The following is a 21,979-nucleotide window of genomic DNA, read 5'->3' as shown; positions in this document are numbered from 1 at the left end:
CTGGGCGGCGTCGGTGCGGATGGAGGGGGTGGAGGTGGTCAACTGAGCTCCCTGTGCATGTCGAGTCGGAACCGGAGGGTGTCCCGGAGCCGGAGGTAGGCGTCGGCGGAGGTGTCGATCGGGGGTTCGCCGGGCAGGTCGGCGACGTACCCCGGGGCCATGTGCGCGGCCGCGGCCTCACACAGCTCCCGGTATCCGTGGTGGTCGTGTTTGGGGGCCCTGGTGAGCAGGCGTCCGATCACCCGCGTGCTCAGCTCCGGGGTCCAGGGTCCGTGCGTGGCGTGCAGCAGCTCCCCCCAGCGGATCAGGGGGGCGGAGTCGTCGAGGAGGCCGCACACGAGCTCGCAGCGTTCCCGCGGCGGCAGCAGCCCCAGCAGACTCGTCAGCTGGAACAGCTGGCCGGTGTTCGGATGGCGCATGGTCTGGGCCCCGACCGTTCCGAGGACGGCCCCGGCCCATTCCGCGTCCCGCTGAACCACCACGGCGTTGACGAGGGCTCCGAACAGCCAGTTGTTCCTGCCGTACCCTCCGGGCCTCTTCACCACCGCCGCGAAGACCCCGGCGGGATCGGTGCCCACGAGTCCGGGCCACACATCCAGCGGTGTGTGGGTGACCAGCGCCCACATTCTCTCCTGCCGCTGGTTCGTGCCCTCGCCCCGGCCGTCGGACGCGGCCAGGGCGAGGGCACGGCGGATGGCGGAGTCGTCGGCGCAGGCCGGGTCCATCCGCAGAGCCCCCTCCGCGTCTAGCGAGGCGTGCGCGCGGACGCGGCCGCGCAGCAGCTCGGCGTGCACGCTGTCGGGCAGCCGGGTGAGCAGGGACAGCGCGAGTCCGCGCACGTTGGCGCTGCGGTCGTCCAGCGCCCGGTCGAGGAACTCCGCGTCCGCCGGGCCGAGCCCGGTGGCGAAGGTCTCCAGCAGGCGGCGGCGCAGGTCGGCCTTGGCCAGGCCCGCCCAGACCGCGCCGAGCAGTTCGCGGGCGCGGTCGGGGTCGGTGGCGCGCAGCGCGGCGAGCGCGCGGCGGCGCTCGCCCGGGGTGCCGCAGCCCCAGTCGCGCTCGCTGAACCGGTCGGTGGGGACCGACTCGGCCAGCATGTAGGACCAGGCGGGGTTGAGCCCGGCCAGCCAGTGCCCGCGGGTGCCGACCGCGGCGGCGAGCGCAGGGCGCAGCTGGCTGTCGCGCGCGCCCTGCTCGAGGAGGGCGGGAACGCTGGAGTGCGCGACGCGCCGTCCCGAGGCGGCCACCAGCTCCAGCCACTCCGGGAGGAGTTCGGCCCGTGTCGTGAGGAGGCCGTCCAGCCGGGTGGTGGCGGCCTGTCCGGGCTCGGGGCGCTCGTCCTCGGCTCCGGGCTCGACCGGCGCGATCCCGGTGGCGGGGGTGTACCCGGCGGCGCGGCGGACGGCGATCAGGGCCGCCCGGTCCAGGAGGGCGACGGAGTCCTCGTCCTCGGGGATGGGGGGCAGGTCGGGGGTGTCGGGGACGGAGCGCTTGGAGGTGCCGACCAGGGCTGTGGAGACCAGGCGGTCCCAGGAGTCCACGGCGGCCAGGGGGTCGGGGGTCACAGGGAGACCGCCTTTCCGTTCCGGTCCCACACGGTGATGGGGGTGAGTCCCGTCCCGGGCGTCCACTCGGCGGCGACGGTGGAGGGGTGGCCGCCGGTGACCGCGAGGAGGCGCCAGGGCTCGGGGGAGGCCAGGGGCAGTGCGTGTCCCTCGTCGTCGGTGAGGTACCACCGGCCGTCGCGGGCGGGGGCGGCGCGGTCGAGCACGACCGGCCAGGTGTCGCGCCAGGGGTCCTCGGCGAGGGAGGCGGCGAAGGAGTCGAGGGCCTGTGTGACCGTGCCGCCCTCGGGTGGGGCCGCGTCACTGGTGACTCCGTCGCCGACGGGGGCGACGCGGTTGCCGTCGGGGTAGAAGGCGAACTCGGCCTCCACGTCGGTGCCGGCCCGGAAGGGGGTGGTGGGCGCCTGGCCGGATCGGGCGAAGGCCAGGTACAGGGCCACGCGCCCGGTCGCGGTGCCGCGCAGCCACAGGCGGCGCACGCGCATGTCGGCTTCCAGGGTGGGGGCGTCGCGCCAGCCCAGGACCCGCCAGGTGTCGCGGACGCGCTCGCCGCTGGCGATGACCTCCTCGGCCTTGACGGTGATGCCCACCCGGGAGCGGACGGCACCGCGGACGCGCTCGTCGAGGGCGTCGCCCGCGCGGTAGCCGTTGACCAGCAGGTGGAGGAGGCTGAGCCTTTCGAGCATGCGTTCAGGCCAGCTGTCCCCGCGCGCCGCGGAGGGCAGCCGGGAGACGAGGGAGGCCGCGCCGCCCGCCTTGGCGTCCACCAGGCGCTTGGCCATGCGGTCCCAGTGGTCGTAGCCGTGCTTGGGCACCTCCGCCAGCCCGGCGTCGACCTGGTCGCGCAGCCAGAGGCCGAGTTCGTCGACCCCGGCCCCGACCGCCTCCTCCCTCTTACGCAGGGTCGCGGCCGCCCTCTTGGGGTCGGCGGGCGCCGCCGGACCGTCCGCCTTCGCCTGGCGGGCGGCCCGTCCGGAGAGCCACTTGGCCACCCACTCGGGCCGCTCCTCCCGGTCGGCCACGCTGTCCTGGGCCCACAGGGCCAGCAGGCCCAGGACGTGCTTGCAGGGAATCTTGCGGCTGGGGCAGCTGCACTTGTAGGCGGTCCCACCCGCGCCGTCCAGGTGGACGGCGGCCAGGTAGGGCTTGGAACCGCTGCCCTTGCACTCGCCCCAGACGGCGGAGGTGCCGCCGGAGGGGGCGGCGACCGCTCCGCGCTCGGGCCAGGACGACTCCTTGGCCACCTTGAGGGCGGCCTTACGGGAGGAGGCGTCCGGAGCCAGAGCCCATACGTCGTCGGTACTCCATCGATCGCTCACACAGAGAACACTACGGACTCCCTATGACAAAAAGCGGCCTTTTCGAACCTCCTTGCGAACGCTCGCGAAACTGTCGCATCCCCGTGGCAGACTCCGGCCGCGGAGCGGCTCCCCCGCGGCGCTGAGCCCCGGGATCCGGCATGCGTGCACCTCAGAAAAAGCTCATTTAATACCATTTGTCACTAATGCATGAGCGCCTTTTCTGCGCCGTGTTGAAAAAAGAACTCCGCCCCTCCTACAATGAGTGATCCCGCTTCTCCCCTCCGTCACCGCACCGGCACACCATCTCCCCCAAGAGAGAGGGCATCGGTTCGATGACGACCACCCGGCTGTACGGCACCACACCCGACACCGGACGCGACGCCCTCTGGGCCGCGCTGCGCGAACGCCACGGACCCGTGGCCCCGGTCGAACTGGAGAACGGCGTCCGGGCCTGGCTGTTGCTGGGCTACCACGAGAACCTCGCCGTGTTACAGAACCAGCACCTCTTCTCGCGCGACACCCGCCGCTGGCGCGAGGTCGCCGAGGGGCGCGTCGACCTCGCCTGTGCCCGGCCCGCGCTGTCCTGGCGTCCCAACGCCCTGTACGCCGACGGGACCGAGCACACCCGGCTGCGCTCGGCCATCGCGGACAGCCTGGCCCGGGTGGACATGAACGCCACCGCCCGCACGATCCGGCGGATCGCCGACGAGCTCGTCGACTCCTTCGTCGCCGACGGCAGGGCCGACCTCATCGCGGAGTACGCCAGCCCCCTGCCCGTGCTCGTGGTCAACAGCCTGTACGGGCTCTCCGACAGCTACGGGTACATGCTCGGCGACCTCACGGCCATCGTCTTCAGTGAGAACGCCGAACGCGCCGAGGACGCCGTCGGCCGCATCCACCAGTACTTCTCCGAGCTGGTGGCCCGCAAGCGCCGGTCCCCCGGCCAGGACCTGGTGTCGTGGATGCTGGAGCACCCCGCGGGACTGAGCGACCACGAGGTCGCGCACCAGGCCGCGCTCATCAACAATTCGAGCCACCAGACCACCACACACCTCATCGGCAACACAATGCGCACCCTGTTCACCGACGAGGTGGTCCGCACCGCCTACACGGACGCGCAGATGACCGTCCACGAACTACTCGACCACGTGATGTGGACCGACACGCCCTTCCAGGTCCTGCCCGCCAGGATCGCCCTCCAGGACATGCGCATCGGCAGCGCCGACATCCGCGCGGGCGACGCCCTGCTGATCGGCTTCGACGCCGCCCACCGCGATCCGGCCGTCCGGTGCGAGCAGGCGGGGGGCAGCCGGGCCCACCTGATGTTCGGCGCCGGCCCGCACGCCTGTCCGGCCCGCGAACTGGCCCGGATGACCGCCACGATCGCGGTCACCACGCTCCAGGAGCGCCTGGGCGGACTCCGGCTCGCCGTGGAACCGGAGGACCTGCGCTGGGTCCCGTCGCCGTTCCTGCGCGGGCTCCGCGAACTCCCGGTGGCCTTCACCCCGGGCGAACCCGTCGCCGTCGGCCCCCGGGAGGGCGCCGGGAGGAGCGGGTCCGGAGGGGACGGGCAACCGGAGTCCGGGACACGGGCGGGAGACCGGGACTACGACGACGAGGGCCACGAGGACGACCTCCTCAGCCGCCTGCTGGCCTGGTGGCGCGGGCTGAGTTGACCCTGTCGCAGCGTCAACTCCCAGGATCGGCGGCGCGGGCGGGAGCACCGCGGCGGGGAGCGGACCCGCGGGCTCCGACCTGCGATGATCTTGTACTTATAGCGAGGTTGGACGGTCGGGACGCGCTATAAGTACAAGATCACGGCGAACCTTCGTGGCCAGGCGCTAGCCGGTCCCCATCGCGCGGATCGGCCCGGCCAGCTCCCGCTCGAAGAAGCCGAAGAACCCCTCCGGATCGGGCCCGGCGTTGATCAGGCACAGGTGGTCGAACCCCGCCGAGGCGAACTCCCGCACCACCTCCAGGTGCCGGTCCGGGTCCGGCCCGTACGCGAAGACGTCGCGCATCGCGTCCCTGCCGATCAGCGCGGTGGCCGCCTCGAAGTTCACCGGGTTGGGCAGTTCGGCCTGCACCTTCCACCCCGTGAGGGCGAAGCGGAACAGCTCGCGCGCCGACTCCAGCGCGTCGCCCTCGTTGGTCGCCCACGCCAGCGGCACCTCGGCGTAGCGGGGGCCGGAGCCGCCGTTGTCCCCGTAGACCCGGTTGAGCGCCTTGCTCGGCTCGGTGCAGAACATGCCGTCGCCCATCTCGGCAGCCAGCAGGGCGGCCTCCTCGCCGCCCGCGGCCACGACGATCGGCGGCGCCTCCTCCGGCAGGTCGAAGACCCGGGCGTCCTCCAGGGTCAGGTACCTGCCGTCGTAGGAGTGGTAGCCGCCCGACCACAGCAGGCGGATGATCTGGATCGCCTCGCGCAGCATCTCGTGGCGCCGGGTCGCGTTGGGCCACCCCTGGCCCACCACGTGCTCGTTGAGGCGCTCCCCCGACCCCAGCCCGAGCGTGAACCGCCCCTCGGACAGGAGGGCCGTGGTGGCCGCCGCCTGCGCGACGATCGCCGGGTGCACGCGCAGGATCGGGCAGGTGACGCCGGTGGCCAGCTCGACGCTGTCGGTGCGTTCGGCGATGGCGGCGAGCATCGACCACACGAACCCGGAATGGCCGTGGCTGTACAGCCACGGGTGGAAGTGGTCGCTGATCTCCACGAAGTCGAACCCGGCCTGTTCGGCGCGGACCGCCTGTTCCACGATCTCGCGGGGCCCGAACCCCTCGGCGAAGAGCTTGTAGCCCACCTTCATCGCGCCTGTTCTCCCTTCACTCCGTCTTCGCTCCGTGTCAGTCGCTTCCCGCCCGTGCGGCACCGTCAGGCGGGCACCGACGCCGTCGGCCGGTCCCAGAACCGGTGTTCCCCCAGCAGCCTCGTGAACGCGGCGACGCCCTCCTCCCCCGCGTCCGGCGAGGCGACCACGCCCAGCTCCACCCGCAGCGCGTCCACGGGCCCGGTCACCTCCTCCGGCAGCGGCGGGGCGAGCAGCTCCGTCCCCGCGCCGACCGCGGCCACCGGCTTGTGGTGCTTGTACGCCTCCAGGACGAAGTGCCGCGCGAGCCCGTCGCCCGCCAGCGTCCGGGCGGCGTCGGGGCCGCCGGTCACCACGACCGCGTCGTAGAGCACCGAGGAGACGGTCGAGTAGGCGCGGTCGACGTTGACGACGCCGCCCCGCGAGGTGCGGACCGCGCCGTCGGTGGCCGCGAGGAGCTCGACCACGGCCCCGGCCCCGATCAGGGGCTCCCGGAACGCGTCGACGGCGGCCTCGTCCACCCCGTCCGCGACCAGGACGGCCACCTTGCGGCCGACGACGGAACCGAACTCGGTGGTGAGCTGGCTCAGGGCGGGCGAGGAGAGGCCGTGGTTCGGCGTGGCCTCCCGCTCCGGCGGCTCGACGCCGATCCCCTCCGCGACCTGGACGGACAGCCCGTGGTCCACGTGGTTGAGGTTGGTCACCACCCGCTGGCGCACCTCCAGTTCCTCGCACTTGCCCAGCTCGAAGCGGAAGGCTTCCACCAGGTGCTCGCGCTCCCAGTCGGCGAGGCTGTTGTAGAAGAGGGTGGCCTGCGAGTAGTGGTCGGCGAAGCTCTCGCTGCGGACCCGGATCTTGTCGCCCTCGACCTTCTCCGTGTAGTGGCGGTAGACGCCCTCCCCGTGCGCCATGGCCGGGCAGCCGCCGCCCAGGCTGTTGGGGTGGTAGGAGGTCCCGCCCCGGTGCACGCGGTGCTGGGCGAAGCCGTCCCGCTGGTTGTTGCTCACCGGTGCCAGCGGCCGGTTGACCGGGATCTGCTGGAAGTTGGAGCCGCCGAGGCGCAGCAGCTGTGTGTCCAGGTAGGAGAAGTTGCGTGCCTGGAGCAGCGGATCGTTGGTGAAGTCGATGCCCGGGACCACGTTGGCGGTGTGGAAGGCGACCTGTTCCGTCTCCGCGAAGAAGTTGTCGGGGTTCCGGTTCAGGGTCAGCCTTCCGATCGGTCGGACCGGAACCTGCTCCTCGGGGATGATCTTGGTGGCGTCCAGCAGGTCGAAGTCGAAGGCGTGCTCGTCCTCCTCCGACACCAGCTGCACGCCCAGCTCCCACTCGGGGTACTGGCCGCGCTCGATGGCCTCCCACAGGTCGCGCCGGTTGAAGTCGGGGTCCTTGCCCTGGACGCGCTGCGCCTCGTCCCAGACCAGCGAGTGCGTGCCGAGCAGGGGCTTCCAGTGGAACTTGACGAAGGTCCCCCGGCCCCGGGCGTTGACGAACCGGAAGGTGTGGACGCCGAAGCCCTGCATCGTCCGGTAGCTGCGCGGGATCGCCCGGTCCGACATCAGCCACATCATCATGTGCGTGGTCTCGGGCTGGAGGCCCACGAAGTCCCAGAGGGTGTCGTGCGCGGACTGCGCCTGGGGGATCTCGTTGTGGGGCTCGGGCTTGACCGCGTGGACGAAGTCGGGGAACTTGACGCCGTCCTGGATGAAGAAGACCGGCATGTTGTTGCCGACGAGGTCGTAGTTGCCCTCCTCGGTGTAGAATTTCACCGCGAACCCGCGCACGTCGCGCACCGTGTCGGCGGACCCGCGCGACCCGGCGACCGTGGAGAAGCGGACGAAGACCGGCGTGGTGACGTCGGGGCCGCTCAGGAAGTGGGCCGCGGTCAGTTCGGAGAGCCCCTCGTAGGGGCGGAAGTGGCCGTAGGCGCCCGCGCCGCGCGCGTGCACCACACGTTCGGGGATCCGCTCGTGGTCGAAGTGGGTGATCTTCTCCCGGGCGTGGAAGTCCTCCAGCAGTGTGGGGCCGCGCGCCCCGGCCCGGAGCGAGTTGTCGGTGTCGCCCACCCGGACACCGGTCTCGGTGGTCAGGGGCTGCTCCGAGTCGGTCCTGACCCCGTCGAGCTGGCGGTCCTTGCCATCGCGCCCGTCGCTTCCACCACGTCCCTCAGTGCTCACAGCAGGCCTCCGTCGATCTGCGGGTACCACGTGCCGGGGTCTCCCCCCGGTTCCACCTGACCGACGCCGGTTCGGGGCAAACCTCGTTGACCGCCTTTTGGAACGGCGTTCACCGCTGCGCCGCCCGGGCGGGGTCGGCCCGCGCCGGGGCCGAGTCAGCGGGGGCGAACGGGGTAGGGGCGGGCACGCGGAAGACCGCCCGGGCACGCCCGGGCGTACAGCGCGGGGCGCCCCGGACAGGGTCCGGGGCGCCCGCGAGACCGAAACGACAGGGGGAGACGACCATGTCCGAGACTTCGCCTCCGGCGCAGAGCCAGCCCTACCCCGGCCGGACCGAGCCGATGGACCCGCAGCCCAGGGACGAGATGCGCGACTACGAGGGTCGCGGCCTGCTGAAGGGGAAGCGGGCGCTGATCACCGGGGCCGACTCCGGGATCGGCCGCGCCGTCGCCGTGGCCTTCGCCAAGGAGGGGGCGGACGTCGTCTTCGGCTACCTCAGCGAGGACGCCGACGCCCAGCACACGGTGGGGCTGGTCCAGCAGCAGGGGCGCAAGGCGGTGGGCGTACGCGGCGACCTGGCCGACGAGTCCTTCTGCACCCACCTGGTGAACCGCGCGGTCGAGGAGCTGGGCGGGATCGACATCCTGGTCGAGCACGCCGCGACCCAGGCGCCGGTGGACGACTTCACCGACCTGAGCACCGAGCAGCTGCGCCGTACGTTCGACGTCAACGTGATGGGGGTGTTCTGGACCGTCCGCGAGGCACTGGAGCACATCCCCGAGGGCGGTTCGATCATCATCACCGGTTCCGTCAACGGTCTGCGCGGCAACAAGTCGCTGATCGACTACGCGTCGAGCAAGGCCGCGGTGATGAACCTGTCGAACTCGCTGGCGCAGACGCTCATGGACCGGGGCATCCGGGTCAACTGCGTGGCGCCCGGACCGGTGTGGACGCCGCTCATCCCCTCCACGCTCGGGGAGAAGGGCGCGGAGGGCTTCGGCCAGCAGTCGCCCATGGGCCGTGCGGCGGATCCGGACGAGATCGCGCCCTCCTACGTCTTCTTCGCCAGCGGTCGACTGTCGTCGTACTACACCGGCGAGACCCTGGCCCCGACCGGCGGGGAGATCCAGGCGAGCTGAGCCGGGGGGAGGGAACGGGGACCGCGCGCCCCCGCTCCCTCCCGCGTACGGCAGCGGAGGCGTGCCCGCGCGTCCTTCCCCCGCACGGCAGCGGAGGCGTGCCCGCGCGTCCTTCCCACACCGGCGGCCCGGGGAGGCGGAAGCACCCGCATCCCCCGCACGCGGGAGGCCCGGGGGACAGGCCCGCGCACCTTCCCCCGCGCCCCCGTACACCTGCGCACATCCCGCACAGGGAAAAGCCCCTCCCGGACGGAGCTCGGGAGGGGCTGCCTGAGGTACGCCGACGGCGTGTCCGGCTGGCGTGGTGTCAGGACGAGCGCGCCCTGGCGGTGCGCCGGTTGTTCTCCTTGCGCAGCGCCTCCACCAGCTGGTCCTTGTTCATGTTCGAGCGCCCCTCGACGCCGAGCTTCTTCGCCTGCTCGTAGAGGTGCTCCTTGCTGGCGTTGGCGTCCACTCCCCCGGCGGTCTTCTTGTCCTTGCCCCGGCCGCGCGCGGCCTTGGGGTTGGACGCCTGTTCGTCCGAGGGGCCCGAGCGCTGCTTGGGCACCCAGCGGTCGCCCTGCTTCTCGAACTCGTGCTTGACCGCCGCGAAGGCGACGCGGTGCGCGCGCTCGCCCTCCCCGTACTCCTCCACAGCGGAGTCGTGCGCCTTGATCCAGGTGCGCTGGGCCTTCTCCGGAGACCGCTGGAGGGTCGACGGAAGTTCGCTTGCACCGGGCATGGTCCTCACTCCCTCGTCGTGCGCCTACACGGTTCCGCCTGCCCGGCGAGGAACCACCGAAACACCGGGGCCCACCAGCGCGGCGAGGCAACGGGCGCCGCGGTGCGGGATGCCAAGGTGCCGGAACCCCGGAACCCCGGGGCACCAGGGCACCGCAGGACCCCACAACACCGCGGGTACACCCGTGCCACCAGGGAACCACACGCCCCCTTACCCCTCGCGAGCTGGGATTCGTCACTACTGGTGATTCAACGGATGCACGTTTACCGAAACGACACCATAGTGAACCCACGGCCGAAGGGAGCCGACCCCCGGCCCCCTCCTCCGCCACCGAGAGGCGGGGCGGCCACCGCCGACCACCGTACGTGCCCCTGTCGCTACCGTGCGGTAACGTCGGCTTTCCCCCCACGGGAAACCCTTGGTCCGCGAACACCGCGAGGTGAGCGGATTCCCGCTGTACGAGAAAAAGGAAAAACCGTGCGAACACACCCCCTTTCCCCCGAAGAGACCGACGGCGCACGCAGCGGCCCCCGCTCCCGGGTGGTCCGGTTCGCCGCCCGCGCGGGTATGACCCTGGCGCTCACCGCCGGGCTGACCGGCGTCGTCGTCGCCCCGGCCCAGGCCGCCAACCCGTACGAGCGCGGCCCCGCGCCGACCGAGTCGAGTGTCACCGCCGCGGAGGGCTACTTCGACACCGACGAGGAGAGCGTGTCCTCCCTGGTGAGCGGCTTCGGCGGCGGCACGATCTACTACCCCACCGACACCAGCGAGGGAACGTTCGGCGGCGTGGTCATCGCACCCGGCTACACGGCGAGCCAGTCCTCGATGGCGTGGATGGGACACCGGTTCGCCTCGCAGGGCTTCGTGGTGTTCACGATCGACACCAACACCCGCTACGACCAGCCCGACAGCCGGGGCAGGCAGATCGAGGCCGCCCTGGACTACCTGGTCGACGACAGTGACGTGGCCAACCGGGTGGACGGCGACCGCCTGGCGGTGATGGGTCACTCGATGGGCGGCGGCGGCACGCTCGCGGCCGCCGAGGACCGGCCGGAGCTGCGCGCGGCGATCCCGCTGACCCCCTGGCACCTCCAGAAGAACTGGGACGACGTCGAGGTGCCCACGATGATCATCGGCGCGGAGAACGACAGCGTCGCGTCGGTGAACTCGCACTCCATCCCGTTCTACGAGAGCCTGGACGGCGACCTGGAGCGCGCCTACCTGGAGCTGGAGGGGGCGAGCCACTTCGCACCCAACCTCTCCAACACGGTCATCGCCAGGTACAGCATCTCCTGGCTCAAGCGCTTCGTCGACGAGGACGAGCGCTACGAGCAGTTCCTGTGCCCGCCGCCCGACACCGGGTTCTTCTCCGACTTCTCGGACTACCGGGACTCCTGCCCGCACATCACCTGATCCCGCACCGGTGCCGCGGGGCCGCTCCGTCGGCCCCACGGCGTCCGGGACAGCGACACAGCATCCGGAACAGCGACACTGCGTCCGGCGCAGCGACACTACGGCGGTCCGGGGAGCACTTCCCCCGGGCCGCCGCCCCCGTGTGTCCGGGCACCGGTGGTTGTCCGGCCGGACGACCACGGGGATCACGGGGATCACGGGGATCACGAGGACACCGTCCGCGGGCACAAGTCAACGCCCAAACCACGGGTGGCGACGGTGACGGTGACGGTGACGGCGTCGGCACCAAAGGCGGGAGCGGTTACCGGAGGGCGGTCAACGCCCGGGGTTCGGAGACGGTGAAGCTTTGCTGCGTCGGCAGCTGCCGCGATGGGAATCGGGTCGCGAGTAACGCCTACCGAAGGCGAGGGGTGGAGCTCTGCTGCGTTGGCACCAAAGGCAGCGGGTATCTGGGGACGCCGTTCAACGCCCTGGCTGTGGGTGGTGACCGGAGGTGACGGCGCCAGCTGCCGCGTGGTGGTGTGGGAGGGCGACCAACGGTGGGCGTTCGGGGGCGGTGGGCCTCTGCTGCGTCGGCACCAAAGGCGAGCGGACCCTCCGGCCTCGGGCAGCGCTACCGACCCCCGGTGGTGGGGGTGGGCGACGGTAGCAGCGACGACGGTGGGCGTTGGGCCCGGGCTGCGTGTCGGGCGCGGGCATGCCAGGGCTCGGCACGGCCGGGGGTCATGCCCGGGGTGGCGGGTCCGGGTCCCCGCCGGACGGATGGCCCCGTCCTCGTCCTCGGTGTTGGTGTGTGCGCAGTTCACGTTGGTACTTGGCCCGGTTGTGCGGCCCGCACAACGGTTGCAGGTTCGCCACCACCGTGCGCCCGCCCCGGGAGAACGAAGTGACGTGGTCGGCCTGGCAGAACGAGACCGGCACCTCGCATCCGCCCGGGTGCGCACACGTGGCATGCCCGTGGAAGGCCGCGGTGCGCTGTCGGGCTGAGGCCAACCGTCGGCTGTGGCCCACATCCAGCACCTGTCCGGTGGGGGGTGCGGTGAGCATCCGCACCACCTCGGCCTCCCCCGCCAACTCATGCACCAAGCCGACCGGAACCACCCGGCCGCGCTCGTCCAGAGCAGGAACCTCCTGGCCTTCGGCATCCAGGTAAGTCTGCACCGGCACCAGGATGCGGATCTGCGCCAACGGAGCCGGAGCCTGGGTGCATCCGGTGTGGGTGGTGGCAAAACGCAACGCCGCGATGAGCGCGTCATGCTCACGCTGGGACCGAGACCGGGTGTCCTCATCCGAAGGCGGGGTGGTGAAGGTGTCGATGGCCGCGCGCACGACCAACGCGTCCCCGACCCCGCCCCAGGCCTGCAACTGGTAGCTGCCCTGAAACGTGTCATGCACGCTCAGGCCACGCCCAGCGTGAGCGGCCTCGTGGTCACGGTCCAGGCGGTGCGGGTCCATACGGTAGGCGACCTGACGGGCCACCGCCTGGATCTGGTTGACCGACAACGCAGGCCGCTCGACCTTCGCGGCCACCAGAGCTGACTCAAACCCCTGCCGGTACTCCTGCTCATCGGGGAAATGCTGGGCGTCGCGGGTCTGGGCGGCTGTGTCGGTGGCCTTGGCGATCGCCACCGCCTCACCCAACACCACCCTGCCCTCAGCCACCGCTTGAGTGGTGGCGGGCAGCGTCTCCTCATGCACGTGCTGGGCCAAACGGGCCAGATCCTTGGCCTGACCGGTAGGCATCTTGCCGTGGTGAACCAGCCACTTGTCCAACGTGGAGTAACCGCTGTAGCGGCCCACCTCACCCCGCGCGTACAAACCCGCCATCCGCACCAGGGCCTGGTAGCGGAGCTGGTCCAGCTGCGCCCACAGGGCGGCGACTTCCTCAGCCGCGCTCTCGTCCGCTCCGGGCGGCACTTCCCCGCTCCATGCCTGGTCGATGATCTCGCGCGCACCGGCCAGCGCGGCCACGACCGGGGAGCATTCCCCGGGGGCCACGTCGGGCGCTGCAAGCATCATCTCCATACCTCTTATTATAAGCCAGAATCCGCCATTGCTCCAGTATTCACAGCCCTAGATTTCCTGCCTTTCTGGCTTTCTTCTCGGAGACCTACCCCTGATTGGAAATCCACAATTAGGGAGGACCAAAAAGCACCCAAAAATGCGCGGCCGAAACGATCGCTCGCCGCTGGTGCCACCGTCGCCCACCTCGATCACAGGAGCCCGGGGCGCTACCCAAGGCCGGAGGGTTCGCCTGTCGTTGGTGCCGACGCAGCAGAGCCCCACCACCTCCACGCCCTGGGCGTTGGTCGCCCTCCGTCAGTGGCTCCCGCCGTTGGTGCCGCTGTTCGTCGGGGACCCCCGCTCTCCACCAAACGTCTACCGCTTTTCGAAATCTGTTCCACTTCGCGGCAGCAGGTGCGCTTTCGTTGCCGCCAACAACCCCTGGCAGGAATGGCGTAGGGAGGAGCCCTGAGGACGGCCCCTCCCTACCCCTTAATTTGTTATTTCCGTTGGGATGTCAGATGCTTCTCGGTTGTTCGAGGGCATGCCGCAGCGGACAGGGGTGGGATCCCCCCTATTTCCAGGAAACCATCACCACGCCACCCACGACCAGCCCCAACCACCACCTGTGGAAAACGTGGAAGACATGGCGGCCCGCGGGAAAGATGGCGTCCTGTGGAAACCACCGCCTTGGGGAAACCACCGGTCACCGAGCTCAGTCGTGGAAGGCCAGCTCGTCCGGGCCGAGGGCCGTGAAGTCGACCTCCTCGATGGGGCCGCCCTCGCGGTCGGTCACACGCGTTTCCTGGACCATCTCGATGCTGCCGCCCGACTCGTACTGGACGACGTACACGCCCTGGTGGCCGCCGTGGTCACCGTCGCTGGAGGCGAAGGGGACGGGGCTGGGCCCCTGCCACTCCTGGGCCTCCAGGGCGTCGACGAGCGACTGGCGGGTGAGGTCCTCGCCCGCCGACCTGAGCACCTGGGCGAACATGACGGCCTGGGTCATGCCGAAGACGTGCGTGTTGGTGAGCGTGCCGCCCTCGCCGTACTCCTCGTACACCTCGATGAAGAACTGGGCCCACTCGTCGTCCTCGTCCTCCACGCGCGGCATGTAGCTCGTGATGAGCATGCCTTCGAGGAAGGCGTCGGCGGGGACGTCCGCCGCGTCGGTGTCCTGCGTGAACTCCGCCAGCAGTCCCTGGAGGGTCGTGGTGTCACCGCCGATGCTGGAGACCATCCACTGGGGCTCGTAGCCGATGCTGGCCGCCTCCAGCATGCCGAGCGCGACGAACGTCGGGATGCAGGAGCACACCACCACCTCGGCCCCCGTCCGCTCCAGCTCGGCGATCTGCGCGCTGAGGTCGGGCACCTCGGACTCGTAGTGCTCCCGGGCCACGACCTCGTCGCCGAGGTACTGGTCGAGTCCGGCCTGGGAGTCCTCGCCGACGTCGTCGTTCTGGAACAGGTAGCCGACGTTCTGGTCGGGGAAGTTCTCCGCGATGTACTCGCCCTGGATCTTCGCCTCCTTCGTGTAGTCGGTCTGCCAGCCGTAGGTCAGCGGGTGCTCCTCGGGGTTGTTCCACGCCAGGGCGCCCGAGGAGGGGAAGACGTCGGGCACGCCCTCCTCGTTGAGGTAGTCGAGGACGCCGCTGTGCGTGGGCGTGCCCAGACCGCCCACCATCGCGAAGATCTCGTCCTCGATGACCAGCTGCCGGGTCACGTCGATCGTCTGCGCGGGGTCGTAGGCGTCGTCCTCGACCCGGTAGTCGATCTCGCGCCCGTTCACGCCGCCCTGGGCGTTGACGTACTCGAACACGGCGCGGGCGCCCTGGGAGACCGCGAGGTAGCCGGGGGCCGCGGGGCCGGTCAGGGGCTGGTGGGAGCCGATGATGACGGCGTCGTCGGTGACGCCGGTGGAGACGTTCAGGTCGGCCTCGGCGCCCTCGGTGACCTCACCGGCGCCGGTGCAGGCCGTCGCCAGCATCGTCAGGGCCAGGGAGGCCGCCAGGGCGGCCCGGGTTCCGCTGCGGTTTCGCATGGTGTTCTCCTTCGTTGGGGGGTTGGGGGGTTGGGAATCGGCCGGGATCCATGACGGCGAAGTGGGCGGGACTGCGCCGGAGGCGGCCGTGGAGGGGACGGATGGGAGGCGTCCGGGACCGTTCAGCGGGGGCTGGACCCGGCGGGTCTGAGGCGTGCGGGCAGGCGCTGGAGCGCGCCGTGGATTCCCAGGGGCCAGAAGCGCAGGACGAGGATGAGGACCACGCCGAAGAACACGATCGGGAGGTTGTTCTCCGCGTCGCGGCTCAGGCTCAGGGATCCAGCCAGGTCGGAGACCCAGACCTCCAGGTAGACGATGGCGACCGCGGCCCACAGCGCACCCCACAGGCTGCCGATGCCGCCCAGGACGAGGGCCGCGAGCAGGGTCAGCGACAGCGCGAGAGTGAAGGTGCTGGGGGTCGCGGTGCCGAGCACGTAGGCCTGGAGACCGCCCGCGAGGCCGCCCGCCGCCGAGGCGATGACGAAAGCGACCACCTTCGTCGTGCCGACCGGGATCCCGGCCATGGCGGCCGCGGTCTCGTCGTCGCGGATGGCGCGCATGCGGCGGCCCAGGCGGCCGGTGGAGACGGTGGCCAGCACGGCCAGGCCGATCACCACGGCGGTCCACACGACCAGGGCCTTCCACTCGCTGTCGGTGACCAGGCCCTGGAGGAGTGGCGGCGCGCCCGCCGTGCGGATGTTGAGGCCGTTGCTGCCGCCGAGGAGCTCGTGGTAGCGGTGCGTCAGCCCGGGCAGGCCGACGGCGAGGATGAGGGTGGCCCCCGCCAGGTAGGGGCCGTGCAGGCGCGCCGTGGCCGCGCCGACCGCGATCCCGGCGACGGTGGAAACCCCCACGATGAGCAGCAGGTTGGCCGCCAGGGGGAGCATGGGCTGGTACAGGACGAGCAGCGCCATCGTGTAGGCGCCGATCATCATGAACGCGCCGTGGCCGAGGGACACCTGGCCGCTGCCGCCGACGAGCAGTTGCAGTCCGGCGACGGCCAGCATGGTGTAGCCGACGGCGGCCACGCGCAGCGCGGTGAGGTCGCCGGTGGCCAGCAGCAGCACGGTGACGGCGGCGAGGCCGAGGGCGGCCAGCAGCAGGTGGCGCAGCGGCGCGGGCAGGCCGCGCCACCGGCCGCCGGAGGAGGCGGCGGACGGGTTCGGGGAGTCGGGGTCGGTGGCGCGCTCCGCGCGCTGCCGGGTGGGTGAGGGCATCGCTACACCTTTCGCGCGGCCGGGCGGGACAGGATGCCGTCGGGGCGCACGCTCAGCACCGCGACGACGATGACGAGGGCGGCGAGGGTGGCCAGCTCGGGCCCGGCGTAGCCGGACACGTAGGACATACCGAGGCCGATGAGCATCCCCCCGAGGACGGCGCCGAACGGGTTGTCCAGGCCGCCGATGACGGCGGCGGTGATGCCGTAGACGAACACGACGTCGAACACGTTCGGGGAGATGAACGGCGGCCCGGCGAGCATGCCCGCCAGGGCGCCGATGAAGGAGGCGATCGCCCATCCCGCGGTGAGCATCAGGCCCACCCGCACGCCGCTGAGCCGGGCGGCCTCGGGGTGGAAGGCGGCGGCGCGCATGCGCAGGCCCAGCGGGGTGAACCGGTACAGGGCGAACAGCAGCAGCGCGACGGCCCCGACCGACACCAGGGCGAACACGTTGGCGGGCGAGAAGCGGCCCACGTAGCTGAACGCGTAGCCGAACCCGTGCTGCTCGTTGCCCCAGACCATCCCGACCAGCCCCTGGACGACCAGGAGGAGGCCGAGGGTGACGATGATGGCGTTGAGCTGGGAGACGCGGGCGATGGGCCGGATGACGAACCGCTCGACCAGTGCGCCCGCGGCCAGGCCCGCGGTGAGCGCGGCGGCGAAGCCGAGCCAGTACGAGCCGGTGAGCTGGGTGACGGTGTAGGCCGTGTAGACCGCGACCAGGGCGAGCGCGGGCTGGGCGAAGTTCACCAGGCGGGTGGCCTGGTAGATGATCACCAGGGACAGCGCCAGCGCCGCGTAGGCCGCCCCGGACGCCAGCCCGTTGAGGGTCAGGTTGATGAAGTGGGTCATACGGGGACTCCTCTAAAAGCCCAGGTAGGCGTGGCGCGTGCGGTCGTCGGAGAGCAGGTCGGCGGAGGCGCCCCCGACCGCGACGCGTCCCTGGTTGAGGACGAACCCGGTCTCGGTGACCGACAGCGCCCCGGCCGCGTTCTGCTCGACCAGGACGACGGTGAGTCCGGTGCGGTCGCGCAGGTCGCGCAGGAGGGTGAAGATCTGCCTGGTGACCAGGGGCGCCAGGCCGAGCGAGGGCTCGTCCAGCAGCAGCACCCGGGGCCGGGCCATGAGGGCGCGGCCGATGGCGAGCATCTGGCGCTCGCCCCCGGAGAGGGTGCTGGCGGACCGGCCGCGCCGCTCGGCCAGGGGCGGGAAGAGCTCCAGGACCTCGTCCATGGCGGAATTGCGGCGGCGGTCGGACCGCCACAGCCCGCCCAGTCGCAGGTTCTCCTCGACGGTGAGCTCGACGATGACGCCGCCGCCCTCGGGGACGTGGGCGAGGCCGCGGGTGATGACCTTCTCGGCGGGCAGGCGGGTGATGTCCTCGCCGTCGAGCAGGACGCGCCCTGAGGCGGCCGGGTGGAGGCCGGTGATGGTGCGCAGCAGGGTGGTCTTGCCCGCGCCGTTGGCGCCGAGGACGGCGCACACGCCCTTGGCGGGGACGGTGAGGGACACGCGGTCCAGGGCGCGGACGGCTCCGTAGGAGGCGCTGAGATCCTCGACGGACAGCAGGGGCGGGGCGGTCATCGGGCGGCTCCGTTCGCGTCGCCGGGACCGGCGGCGGGTGCGCCGCCCCGGTTCGTGTCGGGGGTGTCCGCGGGGGCGGGCACAGCGGCATCCGTGCCCTCGACGGGGGTGTCCGCGGAGGTGCCGAGGTAGGCCTGGGTGACGAGGGGGTCGGCCTGGACCTCGGCGGGGGTGCCGGTGGAGATGACCCGGCCGAAGTTCAGCACGACGATGTGGTCGCAGACCCGCATGACCAGGTCCATGTGGTGTTCGACGAGGACGACGGCCATGTCCCGGCTGAAGCCGCGGATCTGGTCGGCGAGGGCGTCGATCTGTGCCCCCGACAGTCCGCTGGCGGGTTCGTCGAGCAGGAGGAGTTCGGGTTCTCCGACGCAGGCGCGGGCGAGGGCGACCTGCTTCTGCACGCCGTAGGGCAGGGTGGCGGGCAGCCGGTGGGCGTGCTCGGCCACCCCGAAGCGCTCCAGGGCGGCCAGGGCGCGCCCGCGCAGCTCCCGTTCGTCGCGGTGGTGCCGCCCCAGCCCGGTGAGCAGTGAGAACGGGCCTCCGGAGGCGAGGCGGTCGGCCCCGGCGACGACGTTGTCCAGGACCGTCATCATCGGGAAGAGGTTGAGGCCCTGGAAGGTCCGGGCGATGCCCGCGCGGGCGAGGTGGTGGGGGCGGCGGCCGGGCGGAGGGGCGCCCTTCCAGGTGATGGTCCCCGTGGTGGGGCGCAGGACGCCGGACAGGACGTTGAACAGGGTGGTCTTGCCCGCTCCGTTGGGGCCGATGAGGCCGACGACGGATCCGGGCGCGACCCGGAGTCCGACGTCGTCGAGCGCGGTGAGGCCCCCGAAGCGCACGGTCACCCCGTCAGCGCTCAGGAGGTGCTCCGTTGCGGTCGTCGTCATGGGCTGCCTTTCTCTTCGACCGGAGGCGTACCGACCAGTTGGTATGAGGGGGGTGTCCGGCGGCGCCTCGACCGTCGGCCCGGGGTCAGTTGAACAGGCGGGCCAGGTCCACACGGGACCTGATGTTGAGCTTGCGGAAGATGCCGCGCAGGTGGTGCTCGACCGTGCGCGGGCTGATGAACATGTGGGCCGCCACCTCGCGGTTGGTGGCCCCTTCGGCGACCAGCCGGGCGATCTGCTGCTGTTGCGCGGTCAGCTCGCTGGTGGAGACGGGGTCGGGGCCGCGTTCCGCGGTCCCGATCGCGCGCAGCTCGGCGCGGGTCTGGCGCACCCACAGCCGCGCGCCGAAGCGCTCGAAGGACTCCAGCGCGTTGTACAGGTGCTCGCGGGCCCGGCCCGGCAGGCGGGACCGGCGCAGGTGGGCGCCGAACAGCAGCTGGGTGCGCGCGTGCTCGACGTCGTCGTCGCCGCAGGCCCGGTGCAGGGCCAGCGCGTTCTCGAAGTGGTCGCAGGCCTCGTCCCCCGCGGCCAGCAGGCCCGAGCCCCGGGCGGCCAGCGCCAGCGTGCCCGGGCTGCCCACCGACTCGGCCCAGCGCCGGTACCCGGCCAGGGAGGTGCGCGCCCACTCGGTCTCGCCCATGCGGGTCGCCGCCTCCACGAAGTGCGGGGCGGTGAGCAGCCGCATGGTGGGGTGGCCGTGCCCGGGAGCGGCGTGCACCAGGGCGCGCAGCCGGAAGAACGCCTCCGCGGCGTTGCCCCGGGACAGCTCCAGGACGGCCAGCGCCCACGCCGACAGGGCGGCGGCCAGGCCGAGGCTGTTCTCCCCCGCCTGGACGGCGACCGCGCGCGCCCGGATGCGGCAGGTGTCCACGTCGCCCTGGATCGCGGCGATCATCGCGAGGGACGCCAGGTGCTGGGTGGCCCACACGGTCTGGCCGGTCTCGCGGGAGATCCGCAGGCCGGTGAGGGCGGTCCCCGCGGCCGAGGGGAAGCGCCCGCTCCAGAACTCGGAGAAGACCAGGAAGCCCAGCGCGGCGGGCATGGTGGCCCGCTCGCCCCGCATGCGGCCGACCTCGACGGCGCGGGAGGTCACCGAGCGCACGAACGGGGCGTCGCCCAGGCGCAGGCCGCTGATGCCCGCCCAGACCAGTTCGGAGGGCTTGGCGATCGCGGCCAGCCCGGTGGCCTCGCGTAGCAGCGGGGTGGAGCCGGGGTAGTCGCCCCGGAAGGAGACCGCGCACCCCTCCAGGAAGGACGCGACCATGCGCATCGGCGCCGGGTCGTCCGGGCGGACCAGGGGAAGGGCCAGCGCGGCGGCGCGGCCGTGGCGGACGGCGTCCCCGGCCAGGGAGGCGGCGTCGGCCGAGCGCACGAGGGCGCGCAGGGCCAGGGAGCGGTCGTGGGGGATGAGCTCGCGGCCGACGGTGAGCAGGCGCTCGGCGACGTCCATGGCGTTCTCACCGCGCATGGCGATCTGGGCGTCGATGAGGTCGGCGGTCACCCGCCGCCGGTCGGACACGGCCAGGGGCCTCGCCCGCGCGAGCAGCCGGGTGGCGCGCGCCGAGCTCCCGGCCATGTAGGCCTCGTAGGAGGCCGTGTTCAGGCGGCAGGCGCGCTCGTCGGGGTCGGGGCACAGGTCGGCGGCGCGCTCGTAGGCGTGGGAGGCGGCGAGGCGGCCCTCGACACGCTTGACGCGCCGGGCGGCGGCGGACGCGGCGTCGGCGAGGGCGATGTCGGGGGCGTCGGCGCCCGCGGCGGTGTGGCGGACGAACTCCGCGGGCGACAGTTCGGGGTCGCAGGCGCGGGCCAGGGCCCGGTGCGCGGCGCGCAGCCGTCCGGCGGGGGCGTCCTGGGCGATGGCCTCGCGCGTCAGGGGGTCGGCGAAGACGACGGTGTCGCCCTCCACCCGCACCAGGCCGCGCTCCTCGGCGGGTTCGAGGTCGGTGACGGTCGCCCCGGACTCCTCGCAGGCCTCCAACAGCCGGTGGACGCGGGGCTCGTCGCCGAGGGCGGCGAGCAGCATCAGGTGGCGGGCCCGCTCGGGGAGTCCGCGGTAGGGGGCGAGGAAGTCGGCGCGCAGGCGGCCGGGCAGGCGCGGCGGGTCGGGGAGGGGTTCCTCGCCCAGGAGCTGGGCCCGGGACAGTCCCTGCAGGAGGCCGAGGACGGCGGCGGGGTTGCCGTGGGCGGCGCGGACCAGGGCGGAGCGCACGGCGGCGGCCGGGGTGACCGGGGCTCTGTCGGTGAGGATGTCGTGGACCGCCCGCTCCTCCAGGGGCGCGAGCAGGAGTTCGGCGACGCCGGGGACGAGGGTGTCGGGAGGGGGTTCGGCGGCGCTCTCGGGCACGCGGGCCCCGGCGGGCTTACCGTGGCCCTCGCGCGCGGTGAGGACGGCGACGACGGGGGTTCCGGCGAGGCGGCGCGCGACGAAGGCCAGGGCGTCCAGCGAGGGCGCGTCGAGCCGGTCGGCGTCGTCCACGCACAGCAGGAGGGGGCGGTCGGCGGCGGCGCGGGAGAGCAGTTCGACCAGGCCGGTGTAGAGGGTGAGGCGGTCGGCGTCGGCGACCGCTCCCCGGGCCAGGGCCTCGCGGAGGAGGTCGCGCCAGGGCCCGGGGAGGCTCTCGGTTGCCTCCGTGAGGGGGCGGAGGAGGCGCTGGAGCCCGGCGAGCGGCAGGTCCGCCTCATCGGCGATCCCACCCGCGCGGAGCACGGTGAAACCACCTGCGGAACCGCCCAGGTGCTCCAGGAGCGCCGTCTTGCCGCGTCCGGGGCCGCCGGAGAGGAGCAGGGAGGCGCCCCGGCGGGACCGCGCGTCCTCCAGGGCGTCGGCGAGGGCCCGCTGCTCCGTGTCACGACCTCGGAGGCGGGCGACGGGGGGTTGTGTGTTCCTGCCAGCCACGTGCACACATTCGCACAGCGGGCCCCCGTCGCGGCAGGTGCGGATGTCCACACTGGTCGTTTCACCGATACTCACCCGGAGTCGCACGCACCCGGCGGGACGGGGCTGGGTAGGGGCACCCGCGGGGGAGACGGGACGGGTGTGCGGGCGGGGTATCGCGGTGCCCACCTGGGTTTCCACCGCCGGGGGAGTGACGGGGCTCACCCCCGGGAAGGGGGTGCGCCGCCACCC

Annotated in this window: 15 protein-coding genes; 3 read left to right on the top strand and 12 right to left on the bottom strand. The window is 72.3% G+C overall.

Annotated features, from left to right (window positions below; all coding sequences use genetic code 11):
* Positions 1 to 38: 38 nt before the first annotated feature.
* Both FYW99_RS06845 and FYW99_RS06840 read right to left on the bottom strand, forming a co-directional pair.
* Positions 39 to 1,562, bottom strand: a complete 1,524-nt coding sequence (locus FYW99_RS06845; protein WP_150251097.1) for a DUF5691 domain-containing protein — start codon at positions 1,560 to 1,562, stop codon at positions 39 to 41.
* A complete protein-coding gene (locus FYW99_RS06840; protein ID WP_150251218.1) occupies positions 1,559 to 2,806 on the bottom strand; it encodes an SWIM zinc finger family protein in 1,248 nt (415 codons plus the stop codon). The genes FYW99_RS06845 and FYW99_RS06840 overlap by 4 nt, the downstream gene beginning before the upstream one ends.
* A 389-nt stretch (positions 2,807 to 3,195) precedes the next feature.
* Between FYW99_RS06840 and FYW99_RS06835 the strand changes: the two genes are divergently transcribed.
* On the top strand, positions 3,196 to 4,539 hold the full coding sequence (locus FYW99_RS06835) for a cytochrome P450 family protein (protein WP_150251096.1): 1,344 nt from the start codon (positions 3,196 to 3,198) through the stop codon (positions 4,537 to 4,539).
* Between the two features lie 165 nt (positions 4,540 to 4,704).
* Here FYW99_RS06835 and FYW99_RS06830 read toward each other — a convergent pair whose 3' ends face one another.
* Together FYW99_RS06830 and FYW99_RS06825 are read right to left on the bottom strand one after the other, a co-directional pair.
* Positions 4,705 to 5,670, bottom strand: coding sequence for a TIGR03557 family F420-dependent LLM class oxidoreductase (locus FYW99_RS06830; RefSeq protein WP_150251095.1), 966 nt, complete (start codon positions 5,668 to 5,670; stop codon positions 4,705 to 4,707).
* A 65-nt stretch (positions 5,671 to 5,735) separates the two neighbouring features.
* Complete coding sequence (locus FYW99_RS06825) at positions 5,736 to 7,844, bottom strand: catalase (RefSeq protein WP_150251094.1); 2,109 nt, start codon at positions 7,842 to 7,844, stop codon at positions 5,736 to 5,738.
* Positions 7,845 to 8,128: 284 nt separating this feature from the next.
* On the opposite strand from FYW99_RS06825, the gene FYW99_RS06820 reads away from it, so the two are divergent.
* Positions 8,129 to 8,983: an SDR family oxidoreductase gene (locus FYW99_RS06820; RefSeq protein ID WP_150251093.1), complete on the top strand. Its 855-nt coding sequence runs from the start codon at positions 8,129 to 8,131 to the stop codon at positions 8,981 to 8,983.
* A gap of 307 nt (positions 8,984 to 9,290) precedes the next feature.
* On the opposite strand, the gene FYW99_RS06815 is transcribed toward FYW99_RS06820, so the two are convergent.
* The gene (locus FYW99_RS06815) at positions 9,291 to 9,704 is read right to left on the bottom strand and encodes a ChaB family protein (protein ID WP_150251092.1); all 414 of its coding nucleotides are present in this window, start codon (positions 9,702 to 9,704) and stop codon (positions 9,291 to 9,293) included.
* Between the two features lie 477 nt (positions 9,705 to 10,181).
* On the opposite strand from FYW99_RS06815, the gene FYW99_RS06810 reads away from it, so the two are divergent.
* Positions 10,182 to 11,117: an alpha/beta hydrolase family protein gene (locus FYW99_RS06810; protein ID WP_150251091.1), complete on the top strand. Its 936-nt coding sequence runs from the start codon at positions 10,182 to 10,184 to the stop codon at positions 11,115 to 11,117.
* A gap of 723 nt (positions 11,118 to 11,840) precedes the next feature.
* Here the strand turns inward: FYW99_RS06810 and FYW99_RS06805 are convergent.
* From FYW99_RS06805 to FYW99_RS06775, 7 genes are all read right to left on the bottom strand, one after another.
* The gene (locus FYW99_RS06805; protein ID WP_150251217.1) at positions 11,841 to 13,133 is read right to left on the bottom strand and encodes an HNH endonuclease signature motif containing protein; all 1,293 of its coding nucleotides are present in this window, start codon (positions 13,131 to 13,133) and stop codon (positions 11,841 to 11,843) included.
* A gap of 703 nt (positions 13,134 to 13,836) precedes the next feature.
* Positions 13,837 to 15,162: an ABC transporter substrate-binding protein gene (locus tag FYW99_RS06800; RefSeq protein WP_150251090.1), complete on the bottom strand. Its 1,326-nt coding sequence runs from the start codon at positions 15,160 to 15,162 to the stop codon at positions 13,837 to 13,839.
* A gap of 122 nt (positions 15,163 to 15,284) precedes the next feature.
* On the bottom strand, positions 15,285 to 16,379 hold the full coding sequence (locus tag FYW99_RS06795) for a branched-chain amino acid ABC transporter permease (protein ID WP_150251089.1): 1,095 nt from the start codon (positions 16,377 to 16,379) through the stop codon (positions 15,285 to 15,287).
* A 2-nt stretch (positions 16,380 to 16,381) separates the two neighbouring features.
* Positions 16,382 to 17,233, bottom strand: coding sequence for a branched-chain amino acid ABC transporter permease (locus FYW99_RS06790; protein ID WP_017562488.1), 852 nt, complete (start codon positions 17,231 to 17,233; stop codon positions 16,382 to 16,384).
* A gap of 12 nt (positions 17,234 to 17,245) precedes the next feature.
* A complete protein-coding gene (locus FYW99_RS06785; RefSeq protein WP_150251088.1) occupies positions 17,246 to 17,965 on the bottom strand; it encodes an ABC transporter ATP-binding protein in 720 nt (239 codons plus the stop codon).
* Positions 17,962 to 18,852 carry an ABC transporter ATP-binding protein gene (locus FYW99_RS06780; RefSeq protein ID WP_223838810.1) on the bottom strand — a complete coding sequence of 297 codons (891 nt, stop codon included), beginning with the start codon at positions 18,850 to 18,852 and terminating at the stop codon, positions 17,962 to 17,964. Before FYW99_RS06780 ends, FYW99_RS06785 begins: the two co-directional genes overlap by 4 nt.
* A gap of 85 nt (positions 18,853 to 18,937) precedes the next feature.
* Complete coding sequence (locus FYW99_RS06775) at positions 18,938 to 21,799, bottom strand: helix-turn-helix transcriptional regulator (protein ID WP_150251216.1); 2,862 nt, start codon at positions 21,797 to 21,799, stop codon at positions 18,938 to 18,940.
* Between the last annotated feature and the right edge of the window lie 180 nt (positions 21,800 to 21,979).

This window comes from Nocardiopsis deserti (genome assembly GCF_008638355.1).
Classification (GTDB): Bacteria; Actinomycetota; Actinomycetes; order Streptosporangiales; family Streptosporangiaceae; genus Nocardiopsis; species Nocardiopsis alborubida.
This window is presented reverse-complemented; position numbering and strand designations above follow the sequence as displayed.

What these genes read in the sequence shown, in the direction of transcription:
- FYW99_RS06800 (WP_150251090.1), bottom strand. Translation starts at nt 15,162, where the DNA reads ATGCGAAACCGCAGCGGAACCCGGGCCGCCCTGGCGGCCTCCCTGGCC.
- FYW99_RS06830 (WP_150251095.1), bottom strand. Translation starts at nt 5,670, where the DNA reads ATGAAGGTGGGCTACAAGCTCTTCGCCGAGGGGTTCGGGCCCCGCGAG.
- FYW99_RS06795 (WP_150251089.1), bottom strand. Translation starts at nt 16,379, where the DNA reads ATGCCCTCACCCACCCGGCAGCGCGCGGAGCGCGCCACCGACCCCGAC.
- FYW99_RS06790 (WP_017562488.1), bottom strand. Translation starts at nt 17,233, where the DNA reads ATGACCCACTTCATCAACCTGACCCTCAACGGGCTGGCGTCCGGGGCG.
- FYW99_RS06820 (WP_150251093.1), top strand. Translation starts at nt 8,129, where the DNA reads ATGTCCGAGACTTCGCCTCCGGCGCAGAGCCAGCCCTACCCCGGCCGG.
- FYW99_RS06780 (WP_223838810.1), bottom strand. Translation starts at nt 18,852, where the DNA reads ATGACGACGACCGCAACGGAGCACCTCCTGAGCGCTGACGGGGTGACC.
- FYW99_RS06805 (WP_150251217.1), bottom strand. Translation starts at nt 13,133, where the DNA reads ATGCTTGCAGCGCCCGACGTGGCCCCCGGGGAATGCTCCCCGGTCGTG.
- FYW99_RS06835 (WP_150251096.1), top strand. Translation starts at nt 3,196, where the DNA reads ATGACGACCACCCGGCTGTACGGCACCACACCCGACACCGGACGCGAC.
- FYW99_RS06815 (WP_150251092.1), bottom strand. Translation starts at nt 9,704, where the DNA reads ATGCCCGGTGCAAGCGAACTTCCGTCGACCCTCCAGCGGTCTCCGGAG.
- FYW99_RS06785 (WP_150251088.1), bottom strand. Translation starts at nt 17,965, where the DNA reads ATGACCGCCCCGCCCCTGCTGTCCGTCGAGGATCTCAGCGCCTCCTAC.